Source organism: Pseudomonas sp. R19M (assembly GCF_050312585.1).
Lineage (GTDB): Bacteria > Pseudomonadota > Gammaproteobacteria > Pseudomonadales > Pseudomonadaceae > Aquipseudomonas > Aquipseudomonas palleroniana.
The window spans coordinates 52,704-66,837 of the sequence record NZ_JBNPJV010000022.1 but is presented as its reverse complement, the minus strand read 5'-3'; the positions used below and the strand labels follow the sequence as shown (position 1 = coordinate 66,837).

Genomic DNA, 14,134 nt, shown 5'->3' with positions numbered 1-14,134 from the left:
CGCATTTCTGCCTGAGAGAATGCGGCGTCTGGTTTTGGGGCGGCTTCGCCCCCCAGCGCGGGGCAAGCCCGCTCACTACGGGATCAGAAGAGTACTTTGGCCACGTCTGCGAAGCGCTTGGCAAAGTGCACCGTCATGCCTTCCTTCAAATACTCCGGCAGCTCTTCAAAGCTCCCGCGATTGGGCTCCGGCAAGATCAGCTCATGAATCTTCTGGCGCCTCGCCGCGATCACCTTCTCGCGCACCCCGCCAATCGGCAGCACGTGCCCGGTCAACGTCAGCTCGCCCGTCATGGCCACACCTTTTTTCGGCGGCTGGTTACGCGCCAGCGACAGCAGTGCACTGGCCATCGTCACGCCCGCACTGGGACCATCTTTCGGCGTGGCGCCTTCCGGTACGTGCAGGTGCACGAAGGCTTCGTCGAAGAACTTCGGGTCACCGCCAAACGACTTCAGGTTCGAACTGATGTAGCTGTAGGCGATTTCGGCGGACTCCTTCATCACTTCGCCCAGCTGCCCAGTGAGCTTGAAACCGCGATTGAGCGTGTGAATGCGCGTCGCCTCGATCGGCAGGGTCGCGCCGCCCATGCTGGTCCAGGCCAGCCCCGTAATCACGCCGGTGCCGGACAGCACTTGCTCGTTACGGAACACCGGCATACCCAAGGCACTTTCCAGGTCCTTGTTGCCGATCTTGATCACCGAGTCCGGCTCATCCAGCAGCTTGACCACCGCCTTGCGCACCAATTTGCCCAGTTGCTTCTCCAACTGGCGCACCCCGGCCTCTCGCGCATAACCGTCGATCAAGGCGCGCAGGGCGCCGTCGCTGATGGTCAGGCTGGTTTTCGCCACGCCGGCCTTTTCCAACTGCTTGGGCCACAGGTGGCGCTTAGCGATGGCGACTTTTTCTTCGGTGATATAGCCCGACAGGCGGATCACTTCCATCCGGTCCAGCAATGGGCCGGGGATCGAGTCCAAGGTGTTGGCGGTGCACACGAACAACACCTTGGACAGGTCCAGGCGCAGGTCCAGGTAGTGGTCGAGAAATTCGACGTTCTGTTCCGGGTCGAGGGTCTCCAGCAGCGCCGAAGCCGGATCGCCCTGGAAGCTCTGGCCCATCTTGTCGATCTCGTCGAGCATGATCACCGGGTTCATCACTTCCACATCTTTCAATGCCTGCACCAGCTTGCCCGGCAGGGCGCCGATGTAGGTACGGCGGTGGCCCTTGATCTCGGCCTCGTCGCGCATGCCGCCGACGCTGAAACGGTAGAACGGCCGACCCAGGGACTCGGCGATGGATTTACCCACGCTGGTCTTGCCCACGCCCGGCGGGCCCACCAGCAGCACGATGGAGCCGGCGACCTCGCCTTTATAGGCACCCACCGCGAGAAATTCGAGGATGCGGCTCTTGATGTCATCCAGGCCGGCGTGGTGCTTGTCCAGCACCTTGCGTGCATGTTTGAGGTCGAGCTTGTCCTCGCCATACACGCCCCACGGCACCGAGGTCGCCCAGTCCAGATAGTTGCGCGTGACCGCGTATTCGGGCGAGCCGGTTTCCAGGATCGACAGCTTGTTCATTTCTTCGCTGATGCGTTTCTGTGCCTGGGTCGGCAGCACTTTGCCCTCCAGGCGCTGCTCGAACTGCTCGACGTCCGCACTGCGGTCATCCTTGGTCAGGCCCAGCTCTTGCTGGATGACTTTGAGCTGTTCCTTGAGGAAGAACTCGCGCTGGTGCTCGCCGATCTTGCGGTTCACTTCGGCTGAAAGTTCTTTTTGCAGGCGCGCGACTTCTACCTCTTTGCGCAGCATCGGCAGCACTTTTTCCATGCGTTTGAGCATGGGGACGCAGTCCAGCACTTCCTGCAACTCATTACCGGTGGCCGAGGTCAGCGCGGCGGCGAAGTCGGTGAGCGGTGACGGGTCGTTGGGGCTGAAGCGGTTGAGGTAGTTTTTCAACTCTTCGCTGTACAGCGGGTTGAGCGGCAGCAGTTCCTTGATCGCATTGATCAGCGCCATGCCATAGGCCTTGACCTCGTCGGTCGGCTCGCTGGGCTGATGCGGGTATTCGACTTCCACCAGGTACGGTGGGCGGTGGTGCTTGAGCCAGGTCTTGATGCGCACACGGGTCAGGCCCTGGGCCACGAATTGCAGCTTGCCGTTCTCGCGGCTGGCGTGGTGCACCTTCACCAGGGTGCCGTACAGCGGCAGGCTGGAGGTATCGAAGTGACGGGGATCTTCGGGCGGTGTGTCCATGAAGAACAGGGCCAGGGAATGGTGGTCGGATTTGCTCACCAGCTCCAGGGTTTCGGCCCACGGCTCTTCATTGACGATCACCGGCAACACTTGCGCCGGGAAGAACGGGCGGTTGTGGATCGGAATGATGTAGACCTTGTCCGGCAGGTTCTGCCCAGGCAGGGCCAGGCCGGTGTTGGAAGACGGCGTTTCTGCGTTTTCGGGGTCGGCGTAGTCGTTGATATCGTAATCAGGGAATGCTTGCTGGTCGCTCATGGGGCACCTGCATCAGTAAGTATGCAGGTTAGATGGGGCGGGACCGTGGTGGTTTCAATGGCCGCGAGCACTTAGCAACAAATTGCATGAAATTCCTGCGGTGACTCGGCCGATGGCGTCAGCTGATTTTGTGCAGGTAAGCGGGCAATGGCTGCTCGGGCAGCACCGACAACACTTTCAAACGCTGCAACATCCGCTGGCGTGCGCGTTGCAGATGTTCACGCAGGTTCAGTGCCGCCGCATCAAACGCACCGTGCAGCAGCAATTCCAGAATCAACCGGTGTTCGGCCAACATCGCAGGGTCGGCACCAATGCCCAGTAAACGGTAAAAAATCCGACTGATGATCATCGGGCTCTGGCCCTGGCGGATCAGCGCGGCAATCTTGCGGTTTTGCAGGCCGGCCAGGCAGTGCTGGTGCAAGTCCTCTTCGATCTGTTCGATGGCTTCCAGGCTGCAGTGGGGGTTGTCCTGGGCGTCCAGCACGCGCTGCAGCATCGTTTCAAGCCGCTCGCGATCGAGGTGAGGGGCGCTCTGGCGCAGGGCTTCGGGCTCCAGGCAGGCGCGCAGTTCGTAGTCTTCGGTGACTTCGCGTGCGGTCAAAGGCCCCGCCAGCCATTGCGAGTAGGGCTCCTTCTCGACCAAACCACGGTCGCGCAGGCGCATCAGCGCTTCACGCACCACGGCTCGGCTGACGCCGTAGTGGTCGGCGGCGGCTTGTTCGTCCAGGCGGTAATGGCCGAAGGCGATGCACGTGGAGAGCGCCGCACCGATTTCCTCGACGATGCGCTCGCCCAGTGGCCGCGTGTCCACCAGCTCCACTTCGCCATTGAGCCCCAGGTGCGCATGGCTCAAGGGCAGGCGCAGGGGCTCCATGGCCAGGCCTTCGGGGTTGATCAGGTAGCCGCGACCGTTGAAGCGGCAGATCAAGCCTTCGGCGTGCAGCAGGTCCAGCGCCTTGCGCACCGGTACGCGACTGGTGCCGAACAACTCGGCCAGTGGCGCTTCCAGCAGGACCAGCCCATGGCGGGCGGTACCGCTGACGATCGCGTCGCGCAACACTTGATGAATCATCGCGTAGCGGGAGGCCGAGGCGGACACTGCTTTCATCGCGTTCTCTGGTCAGGTAGGACGGTGGCCGGGGATTCTCTCACAGTTGCGGCTGTCACTCTGTACCCCGACAAAGGCACTTTTCTGGGGCCGTTACGCCGGGAATGTTACTTTTCTGCACCAAAATGTACTTATTGATAAAAGATACATTATTAAGGTGGCGGGTTGCCCAACGGTATCATTTGAGTTTTTTATCGGATGCCAGCCCCTCTATCCCGTAGTTATTAGAGATAAACCAGACTGGCATACACAAGTCACCCGTTAAGACTGGCACGGAATCTGCCTTTGTAAAATGTACATTTTATTAATAAGTACGTTTTATAGAGAGTCGTCACTATGTCAGACGCCACTTCAATGGCTGAGGCTTTCGCCAGCGGCCGCAGCGATCCGGTAGAGGTGCTCGAACAGGTGCTGGTCCATGCGAGCATGGCCCCCAGCGTGTTTATCGGCCTGAGCGCCGAACGTGCCCGCCGCGAGGCCGAAGCGGCCGCTGCTCGCTGGCGCGCCGGCCAACCCTTGAGCGTATTCGATGGCGTGCCCCTGGCCTGGAAGGATCTGTTCGATGTGGCCGGTAGCGTCACCACCGCCGGTGCCGCCTACCGTCGTACGGCACCGGCCGCCTTGCTCGATGCCCCGAGCGTGGGGCTGCTGTGCCGTGCCGGGATGGTCAGCGTGGGCAAGACCAACCTCAGCGAGCTGGCCTATTCCGGCCTGGGCCTGAACCCGCATTTCGGCACGCCGTACAATCCCCATGGCACCGACCGGCCGCGCATTCCTGGCGGCTCGTCTTCAGGTTCGGCGGTGGCCGTCGCCGCCGGGATCGTGCCGATCGCCATGGGCACCGACACCGCAGGGTCGATCCGCATTCCCGCGGCCTTCAATGGGGTGGTGGGTTACCGCGCCAGCAGCCGTCGCTACAGCCGCGACGGTGTGTTCCCGCTGGCCCGCACCCTCGACAGCCTCGGCCCGTTGACCCGCAGCGTGCGCGACGCGCTTGCCATCGATGACCTGCTCAACGGGCGTACGCAGTTGCACACTCCGCGCAGCCTCAAGGGCCAGCGTTTTGTACTGGAGCAGGGCGCACTGGACGGCATTGAGCCCGCCGTGCGCAATAACCTGCTGCGTGCGACGGATCAATTGAAAACCGCCGGGGCGCTGATCTGCGTGCGCCCGTGCATCGCGTTCCAGGCCACGCTGGACCTGATCCGGGACCACGGCTGGCTCGGCTCATTCGAAGCGTTCGCCCTGCATCAAGCCTTGCTCGACAGCGCCGATGCCGAGCAACTCGACCCCCGCGTACGCCGCCGCCTCGAAGCTGCGCGCGCGTTGCCGGCCAGCCAGTTGATCCACCTGCTCGATGCGCGTCGGCAATTGCAGCAACAGCTGAGCGACGACCTCGACGGCGCCATCCTGATCACGCCCACCGTTGCCCATGTGGCCCCCGCGCTGGCGCCGCTGGAGGCCGACGACGCGCTGTTCGTGCAGACCAACCTCGCCACCCTGCGCCTGACCATGCCCGGCAGCTTGCTGGATATGCCCGGCGTCACCCTGCCCAGCGGTCGCGACGCCCAGGGCTTGCCCACCGGGCTGCTGCTCAGCGCGCCGATGGGCGAAGACGCACGCTTGTTGCGGGCCGCGTTGTCCGTCGAATCCGTACTGACTATTTAAGGAGACACACCATGGCTAAAGACATCCTTTGTGCATTTGGCGTCGACGTTGACGCCGTCGCCGGCTGGCTCGGTTCCTATGGCGGCGAAGATTCGCCGGATGACATCTCCCGTGGCCTGTTCGCGGGAGAGGTCGGTGCGCCGCGCCTGCTCAAATTGTTCGAGCGCTACGGTTTGCGCACCACCTGGTTTATCCCCGGTCACTCGATGGAAACCTTTCCCGAGCAGATGAAGGCCGTGGCCGACGCCGGCCATGAAATCGGCGTGCACGGCTACAGCCATGAAAACCCCATCGCGATGACCGCCGAGCAGGAAGAAATCGTCCTGGACAAGTCCATCGAACTGATCACCCAAGTCACCGGCAAACGCCCCACCGGCTACGTTGCACCCTGGTGGGAGTTCAGCAAGGTCACCAACGAGTTGCTGTTGAAAAAAGGCATCAAGTACGACCACAGCCTGATGCACAACGACTTCCACCCTTACTACGTGCGCAAGGGCGACAGCTGGACCAAGATCGACTACAGCCAGCACCCCGACACCTGGATGAAACCCCTGGTGCGCGGCGAAGAAACCGATCTGGTGGAGATCCCGGCCAACTGGTACCTCGACGACCTGCCGCCGATGATGTTCATCAAGAAATCCCCCAACAGCCACGGCTTCGTCAACCCGCGCCACCTGGAAGAAATGTGGCGCGACCAGTTCGACTGGGTCTACCGCGAACACGAACACGCCGTGTTCACCATGACCATCCACCCCGACGTGTCCGGTCGCCCGCAAGTGTTGTTGATGCTTGAGCGTTTGATCGAGCACATCCAGAGCCATGCCGGCGTGCGCTTCGTCACCTTCGACGAAATCGCCGACGACTTTATCCGCCGCCAACCGCGTACCTGACCCTACAGGATGCGTTCGACCCCCCACTTTGCGAGGCGCGATTCATGTCCATCTACAACAAGCTTGACCTGACTGGCTGGAAACCCCGGCAACTGACGTCCCAGGAAGTGCGCTTCGCGACCTGGATCGCGTTTTTCGCCTGGGTGTTTGCGGTGTACGACTTCATTCTGTTTGGCACCTTGCTGCCGGAGATCGGCCGGCATTTCGGCTGGAATGAAGTGGAGCAAGCACAGATTGCGACTTGGGTGGCGGTGGGCACGGCGGTCGTCGCCTTTGCCATCGGCCCTGTCGTCGATAAATTGGGGCGGCGCAAAGGCATCATTTTCACCGTGGCCGGGTCTGCGCTGTGTTCGGCGTTGACAGCCATCGGCGGGGCTTGGGGCAAGTCGCCATTGATTTTGATCCGTTCGTTGGGCGGGCTGGGCTATGCCGAGGAAACCGTCAACGCCACTTACCTGAGTGAGCTGTACGGCGCCTCGCAAGATCCGCGGCTGACCAAGCGCCGTGGCTTCATCTACAGCCTGGTACAAGGCGGCTGGCCGGTGGGCGCGTTGATCGCCGCCGGGTTGACTGCGTTGTTGCTGCCGGTCATTGGTTGGCAGGGCTGTTTCATCTTCGCCGCGATCCCGGCCGTCGTGATCGCGATCCTGGCGCGCAAGCTCAAGGAAAGCCCGCAATTCCAGATCCACCAACGCATCAGCGAACTGCGTAAAAACGGCGCAGTGAGCGAAGCGCAGAACGTCGCCGTGACCTACGGCGTGGATTACGACGAACACAGCAACGCCGGCCTCAAGGCGGCGTTCCGTGGCCCGGCGCGGCGCGCCACCTTGGTGATCGGCGCCGCGCTGTTGCTCAACTGGGCGGCGATCCAGGTGTTCAGCGTGCTCGGCACGTCGGTGATCGTCAGCGTGCACCACATCTCGTTTGAGAACTCGCTGATCATCCTGGTGCTGTCCAACCTGGTGGGTTACTGCGGTTACCTCAGCCACGGCTGGATGGGCGACAAGATCGGCCGTCGCAATGTCATCGGCCTGGGCTGGATGCTCGGTGGGCTGTCGTTTGCCGGGATGCTGTTCGGGCCGAGCAACATGCCGATGGTAGTGGGGCTGTACAGCCTGGGGCTGTTCTTCCTGATCGGGCCTTACTCGGCGGCGCTGTTCTTTATCAGCGAGAGCTTTCCCACCAGCATCCGCGCCACCGGCGGCGCGATCATCCATGCGATGGGGCCGATTGGCGCGGTGGTCGCCGGGTTTGGCGCGACCCAGGTGTTGTCCGCCGGCAGTGACTGGCAAACCGCCGCGCTGTGGTTCGGCGCACTGCCGTGCTTTTTGTCCGGTGCCCTGATGTTTGCCGCGCGCCATGTGCGCCCGGAAACCGTTCAATAAGGAGTGTGCGATGAAGCGTAAAGTTGCCTTGGTCACCGGTGCCGCCAGCGGCATCGGCCAAGCCCTCGCCGTGGCCTATGCGCGCAGCGGCGTCGCGGTGGCGGGCGGGTATTACCCGGCTGATCCACATGACCCGCAGACCACGGTTCGCTTGGTGGAAGCGGCGGGCGGCGAGTGCGTGATGTGGCCGCTCGATGTAGGTGATAGCGCCTCGGTGGACGCGCTCGCGGCGCAGGCCGTGGAGCATTTCGGGCGGTTGGATTACGCCGTGGCCAATGCCGGCTTGCTGCGCCGTGCGCCGCTGTTGGAGATGACCGATGAGTTGTGGAACGAGATGCTCAATGTCGACCTGACCGGCGTGATGCGTACCTTTCGTGCGGCGGCCCGGTATATGGGCGAGGGCGGCGCACTGGTGGCGATTTCATCGATTGCCGGCGGCGTGTATGGCTGGCAGGAGCACAGTCACTATGCAGCGGCGAAGGCGGGCGTACCGGGATTGTGCCGTTCGCTGGCGGTGGAGTTGGCGGCCAGGGGGATTCGTTGCAATGCGGTAATTCCCGGGTTGATCGAGACGCCGCAGTCGCTGGATGCGCAGAACTCCCTTGGCCCGCAGGGCCTGGCAAAAGCTGCGCGGGCAATCCCGCTGGGTCGGGTCGGGCGGGCCGATGAAGTGGCGGCGCTGGTGCAATTCCTGACCAGTGATGCGTCGAGCTACCTGACCGGGCAAAGCATCATTATCGACGGCGGCCTGACCGTGCGCTGGCCCGATTGACAGCTGTCCACATGGGATCTGTGTTTGCTTCAGGAGATTTGACATGCCTCAACTGACCAACCGCCGCGCCGTGATCACCGGCGCCGGCAGCGGTATCGGTGCCGCCATCGCCCGGGCCTACGCCGCGGAAGGTGCGCGCCTCTTGCTGGCCGACCGCAATGCCGCAAGCCTGGCCGAAACCGCGATCACCTGCCGCAACCTCGGCGCCGAGGTCGTCGAATGCCTGGCCGATGTCGGCTGCGTCGACGGCGCACAGGCCAGTGTCGACCGTTGCGTCGAGCATTTTGGTGGCATCGATATTCTGGTGAACAACGCCGGCATGCTCACCCAGTCGCGCTGCGTCGACCTCACCCTTGAAATGTGGAACGACATGCTGCGCGTCGACCTCACCAGTGTGTTCGTCGCCAGCCAGCGTGCCTTGCCGCATATGCTCGCGCAGCGCTGGGGGCGGATTATCAACGTGGCCTCGCAACTGGGGATCAAGGGCGGCGCCGAGCTGACCCATTACGCAGCGGCCAAGGCTGGGGTGATCGGCTTTACCAAGTCCCTCGCGCTGGAAGTGGCCAAGGACAATGTGCTGGTCAACGCCATCGCCCCCGGCCCGATCGAAACGCCCTTGGTGGGCGGTATCAGCGACACCTGGAAACGCGCCAAGGCCGCTGAGTTGCCTCTGGGGCGCTTCGGTTTGGCCGATGAGGTGGCACCTACCGCCGTGCTGCTCGCCAGCGAGCCGGGCGGCAACTTGTTCGTCGGCCAGACCCTGGGCCCGAACTCCGGCGACATCATGCCATGAGCGGGGTGTAGCGATGTGTGGGCTCTGCGGCTTGCTCGGCGAAGACCTGCACTGGAGCGATCCCCTCGGCGATGAACTGCCCCGGCGCCGTGAGCGCCTGCGCCGGATCGCCGCGATCAATCAGGTGCTGGCGGTGTTTCGGCTCAAGGTCGAGGACTTCCAGGGCGCCTCTTACCTGCTGCTGGGCGCCACCGGCAAACAAGCCTTGGCCAGTGGCCTGGATGCATTGTGGCAGGCGGCTGAAGACATGCTCGGCCGACCGTTGGACCCGCTTGATCCACGCTTGCTGGAGTCTCTGGAGTCATCATGAGTATCGCCCTCAACGTTATCACCGGCTTCCTCGGCAGCGGCAAAACCACCTTGCTCAAGCGTCTGCTGCAGGGTGAAAGCCTGGGCGACACGGCGTTGCTGATCAATGAATTCGGCGATGTCGGCATTGATCATCTGTTGGTGGAGGAGGTCGCGCCGGACACCGTGCTGCTGCCCAGTGGCTGTGTCTGCTGTTCGATTCGCGGCGAGTTGAAAGACGCCTTGCTCGGCCTGTGGCAACGCCGCGAGCGCGGTGAAATCCCCGCGTTCAAACGGGTGATCCTGGAAACCACCGGCCTGGCTGACCCGGCGCCGATCCTCGCCACGCTCAATAACGACGTGCAACTGCGCGGGCGTTTCCATATTGGCTTGGTGGTCACCCTGGTGGACGCCAGCCACGCCGCGCTGCAGGAGCGCTTGCACCCCGAATGGCTGGCCCAGGTCGCGGCGGCGGATCGGCTGCTGCTGAGCAAAACCGACGTGGCGGGCGACTGTGCTCCTTTGCGCACGCATTTGCAGGCACTCAACGCCGGTACGCCGATCCTCACGACCCAGGACATTCACAGCGGCGACCAATTGCTGCTCGGTGAGGGCTTGCGCAGCGCTGAACCGGTTGTGGAGGTCAATCGCTGGCAGTTGCATCAAACCACCTCCGCCTCCCACGGTGCGGCGCAGGTGTGTTGCCTGACGTTCGAGCAACCGCTGGACTGGGTCGGTTTCGGGGTCTGGTTATCGATGCTGTTAAGATGCCATGGCGAACGAATCCTTCGCGTCAAAGGACTGCTCAACGTGAACGCAAGCTCGGCCCCTATCATCATCCATGGCGTGCAGCATTGCCTGCATGCACCGGTCCATTTGCCTGCGTGGCCGGGCAGCGATCGGCAATCGCGCCTGGTCTTTATCCTGCGTGGGCTCGACCCGGCGCGGTTGCGTCACTCCTTTGAGGTGTTTTCACGGCGGTTCGCGGCATGATCACCCTACGTGTCCTCGGCACTTCGGTGACGCTGCTCGAATGCCTGCGGGTGCGGGCCGAACAGGAGCTGGGCATTCGCCTGGTGTACCAGGTGCACGATGTCGAACAGGCCCAGCGCATCGCGGTGATGCAGCCCGACAGCTACGACCTGTACGACCAGTGGTTCCACAACGTCGACTTCGTGTGGCCGGCGCGGGCGATCCAGCCCATCGACACCCGGCGGATTGCGCTGTGGCATGAGATCAACGACCTGCCCAAGCGCGGTCGTCTATCGGCCAATGACCGCCTGGGCAGTGGCAGCGTGCCGAGCGAGCGTCTGTTCGTGCAGCACGACGGCAGCCTTGGCAGCACGGTGACCGAGCGCATCAGCATGTTGCCGCTGACCCATAACGCCGACAGTTTCGCCTACCGCCCCGAACGCTTGCCCGAGGGTTTCAGCCACGGTAATGAAAGCTGGGGCTGGCTGCTCGACCCGGCGTGGCGTGCGCGTACCGCGCTGCAAAGCGATGCCGCCATCGGAGCCCTCGACGCGGCGCTGGCGGTGCAGGGCGCAGGGCTGGCGCAGTTCAAGGACATCGGCAACATGAGCATCGAAGAGATCGATGTGCTCGCCGATATCCTGGTGCGCAAGCAGAAGGAGGGGCATTTCGCCGCATTCTGGTCGGATGACGAAGAGGCGGCACAACTGATGCTCAGCCCGAGTATCGATATCCAGAGCTTGTGGTCGCCGACCTTGATGCGCCTGCACCGTGCCGGCGTGAAGTACCGCCTGGCCGTGCCCCGCGAAGGCTATCGCGCCTGGTTCGGCGGCTTGTCGTTGTCCCGTCATGCGCGGGGCCCGGTGTTGGATGCGGCCTATGCCTACCTCAATTGGTGGCTGTCCGGCTGGCCTGGGGCGGTGATGGCTCGACAGGGCTACTACATCGGTAACCCGGCGCGCAGCCGTGATCATTTGACCTGCGCCGAATGGGATTACTGGTATGCCGGCAAGCCTGCGCGGGAAGAATTGCCGGGCAGCGATGGCTTGCCCCTGATCGATGTGGGCGAGGTGCGCGATGGCGGTTCTTATGAACAGCGCATGGGGCATGTCGCGGTGTGGAATTCGGTGATGGATGAGCACAACTACCTGGTGCGCCGCTGGGGGGACTTCATGCGCGCAAGGAGCGCTTAATCCGCACAGTCCTCAGTCGCCAATAAAATGACAGGCAAGTTCCAGGTTCTATTGGGTGTACTTATCCCAGGTCCCAGCTAATCTGCTAAAACACAACATCCAATCAAAATGGATGTTTTTTTGACGCCAGATCAGCAGTCGCCAGGGAGGCGCATGACACAGGGACGGCTTGGCAGAGAGCGGCGAATACTGCCCGAGGGCACTGCGATGAAGTGGCGTCACACTTTTCAGACCCGCATTGCCGGGGTGTTGGCGCTGTTGCTGCTGGTGGTCGTCGCGGCCACTTACTTTGCCGTACAGGCCGCCACCACTCGCGCCGTGGAGAACCAGGCCGAGGTGCAGTTGGAAACCGGCCGCCAAGTGTTCGAGCGCCTGCTGGACCTGCGCGGGCGTCGGTTGCAATCCGGGCTGGACTGGCTCACCGCCGATGGCCCGTTCATGCAAGCCGTGGCCGGTGGCCGCAGTGAACCTATCCTGGCCGAGTTGCGTCGGCATGGCGGCGGTATCAGCTCCAGCGAGGTGTTCGTACTGGACCTGGAGGGGCAGGTCATGGTCAGTACCTTGCCGATACTCACCCGCGGTCAGCCGTTTCCCTATGACCATGCCTTGCGTCAGGCGCGACGCAGCGGGCTGCAGATGCTGATCGTGGCGATGGACGGGCAGCCTTACTTGCTGGTGCAGGATGTGGTCCTCGACCCGCAGCCCATCGCCCGAGTGGTCATGGGCTTTCCCATGGACACGTTGTTCGCCAATGAGCTGCGCTCCATGAGCAACCTGGAGGTGTCCTTCCTCAGCGTGCAGGACGGCCAGGTCGGCCGCCTGTTCACCACCCAGCCCTACGAGTACCAGGCCAGCATCATCGAGCGGCTGCGTGACGTGCACTTGAACCCCGAAGCGCAGGTCGGCGTGTTTCATGGCAAGCGTGTACTCAGCCAGGTTCTGCCGCTGGCCAATACCGGTGATGGCGATGAGGTGCGCGTCTTGCTGCAAAGCCCGCTGGACCACGCCTTGGAGTCCTTTGCGCCGCTGGACCGGCAATTTCTCGGGATTGCCCTGGCCGTGCTGCTGGTAGCACTGGCGGCCGCGCTGTTCCTGGCGCGCCGCGTATCGCGGCCACTCGATGCCTTGGTGGCGGCGGCCGGGCGGATTGGGGCGGGTGACTATCGCACCGCCGTACGGGTTCGCAGCCACGACGAGTTCGGCTTGCTGGCCCGGGCCTTCAATGCGATGCAAAGCGGTATCGCCGTGCGTGAGCGGCAGTTGGCCCATAATGCCCTGCATGACCCGCTCACCGGCCTGCCCAATCGCGCCCTGGCCATGGAGCGCCTGGGCAGTGCGATCAGCGCCCGACGCCCGGTGGTGTTGTTATATATCGGCATTGAAAACTACCGGGTGATCAACGAAGGCTTCGGCCCTGAAGGTGTCGAGGACATGCTGCGCGAAGCCAGCCGCTGCTTGTCCATGAGCCTGCTGGCCAGCGACACGGCCGCGCGCATTGCCGGCAGCGAGTTTCTGCTGCTGTTGGAAAACACCGAGATTGACCGCGCCGTGGCGCGTGCCGACCACCTGTATGGGCTGCTCACCGAGCCCCAGCGCATCGGCCATGACGAAGTGCGCCATGAGGTGAGTATCGGCATCGCCGCGTACCCCGCCGACGGCCAGCAGGTAGACGAGTTGATCAGCCGCGCCGCCATCGCCCGGCATGACGCGGCGGCCTCGCCGGGCTACTTGCAGATCTACCAGCAGGACCGCGACTTGGCCCACCAGCGCCAGATCACCCTGATCCGCGATCTGCGCCGTGCGGTGATCGAGGGCGAATTGTTCCTGTGCTACCAGCCCAAGCTCGACCTCAACCAGGGCCACGTGCGCCAGGCGGAAGCGCTGTTACGCTGGCAGCATCCGACCCTGGGCCTGGTGTCGCCCAGCGAGTTCATCCCCTTGGCCGAGCGCACCGGCAGCATGGGCGCCCTGACCCTGTGGGTGATCGAAGAGGCGGTGCGGCAAATCGCCGAGTGGGGGCAACGGGGCTTGCCTATGCAGGTGTCGGTGAATATTTCCGTGGATGATCTGGCCGATGATGACCTGGCCATTCGCGTCACCGCCTTGCTGGTGCAATACGAGGTGGCGGCCGAGCGGCTGATCTTTGAAATCACCGAAAGCGCAATCATGCATAACCCGCAGCAGGCGCTCAGCGTGCTGGAACAGCTGCGTGGATGTGGCATCAGCTTGTCGGTGGATGATTTCGGCACGGGTTATTCGTCGCTGGCGCAATTGCAGCGCCTGCCGGTGCAGGAATTGAAGATCGACCAATCGTTTGTGCGCAACCTCGACAGCACCACCGGTGACGGTGTGATCGTGCGCTCGACTATCGAGATGAGCCACAACCTGGGGCTCAAGGTGGTCGCCGAGGGCGTGGAATTCGAGCCCAGCCTGAAATTGCTCAAGCAATGGAAGTGCGACACCGCCCAGGGCTACCTGATCGGCCGGCCGTTGAACGCCATGGCGTTCGAGATGTGGATGCGGCATCAGGGCTTTTCGGTCTAGCGCCGGGCTCGGCCCGA

General features: G+C 63.1%; 11 protein-coding genes. 9 read left to right on the top strand and 2 right to left on the bottom strand.

All coding sequences use genetic code 11. The features are described from left to right. Nucleotides 1-83: 83 nt before the first annotated feature. Entirely contained in the window at nucleotides 84-2,504 is a 2,421-nt protein-coding gene (gene lon / locus ACQRBT_RS03830) for an endopeptidase La (RefSeq protein ID WP_090366551.1), read from the bottom strand. A gap of 118 nt (nucleotides 2,505-2,622) precedes the next feature. Beyond that, nucleotides 2,623-3,612 (bottom strand): GntR family transcriptional regulator, encoded by a 990-nt coding sequence (locus ACQRBT_RS03825; RefSeq protein WP_104995608.1) that lies wholly within the window; start codon nucleotides 3,610-3,612, stop codon nucleotides 2,623-2,625. Between the two features lie 336 nt (nucleotides 3,613-3,948). On the opposite strand from ACQRBT_RS03825, the gene ACQRBT_RS03820 reads away from it, so the two are divergent. From ACQRBT_RS03820 to ACQRBT_RS03780, 9 genes are all read left to right on the top strand, one after another. Continuing rightward, on the top strand, nucleotides 3,949-5,280 hold the full coding sequence (locus ACQRBT_RS03820) for an amidase (protein ID WP_412047606.1): 1,332 nt from the start codon (nucleotides 3,949-3,951) through the stop codon (nucleotides 5,278-5,280). Between the two features lie 11 nt (nucleotides 5,281-5,291). Next, nucleotides 5,292-6,170, top strand: a complete 879-nt coding sequence (locus tag ACQRBT_RS03815) for a polysaccharide deacetylase family protein (protein ID WP_412047605.1) — start codon at nucleotides 5,292-5,294, stop codon at nucleotides 6,168-6,170. Between the two features lie 44 nt (nucleotides 6,171-6,214). Beyond that, a complete protein-coding gene (locus ACQRBT_RS03810) occupies nucleotides 6,215-7,555 on the top strand; it encodes an MFS transporter (protein WP_412047604.1) in 1,341 nt (446 codons plus the stop codon). A 10-nt stretch (nucleotides 7,556-7,565) separates the two neighbouring features. Then, a complete protein-coding gene (locus ACQRBT_RS03805) occupies nucleotides 7,566-8,327 on the top strand; it encodes an SDR family NAD(P)-dependent oxidoreductase (RefSeq protein WP_104995611.1) in 762 nt (253 codons plus the stop codon). A gap of 43 nt (nucleotides 8,328-8,370) precedes the next feature. Next, nucleotides 8,371-9,120 (top strand): SDR family NAD(P)-dependent oxidoreductase, encoded by a 750-nt coding sequence (locus ACQRBT_RS03800; protein ID WP_412047603.1) that lies wholly within the window; start codon nucleotides 8,371-8,373, stop codon nucleotides 9,118-9,120. Nucleotides 9,121-9,133: 13 nt separating this feature from the next. Continuing rightward, nucleotides 9,134-9,430, top strand: a complete 297-nt coding sequence (locus ACQRBT_RS03795; RefSeq protein WP_060754472.1) for a hypothetical protein — start codon at nucleotides 9,134-9,136, stop codon at nucleotides 9,428-9,430. After that, complete coding sequence (locus ACQRBT_RS03790; RefSeq protein WP_412047602.1) at nucleotides 9,427-10,401, top strand: CobW family GTP-binding protein; 975 nt, start codon at nucleotides 9,427-9,429, stop codon at nucleotides 10,399-10,401. The genes ACQRBT_RS03795 and ACQRBT_RS03790 overlap by 4 nt, the downstream gene beginning before the upstream one ends. After that, nucleotides 10,398-11,573: an ABC transporter substrate-binding protein gene (locus ACQRBT_RS03785; RefSeq protein WP_060754470.1), complete on the top strand. Its 1,176-nt coding sequence runs from the start codon at nucleotides 10,398-10,400 to the stop codon at nucleotides 11,571-11,573. Before ACQRBT_RS03790 ends, ACQRBT_RS03785 begins: the two co-directional genes overlap by 4 nt. Before the next feature lie 207 nt (nucleotides 11,574-11,780). Continuing rightward, complete coding sequence (locus ACQRBT_RS03780; RefSeq protein WP_412047601.1) at nucleotides 11,781-14,117, top strand: putative bifunctional diguanylate cyclase/phosphodiesterase; 2,337 nt, start codon at nucleotides 11,781-11,783, stop codon at nucleotides 14,115-14,117. Nucleotides 14,118-14,134 lie beyond the last annotated feature (17 nt).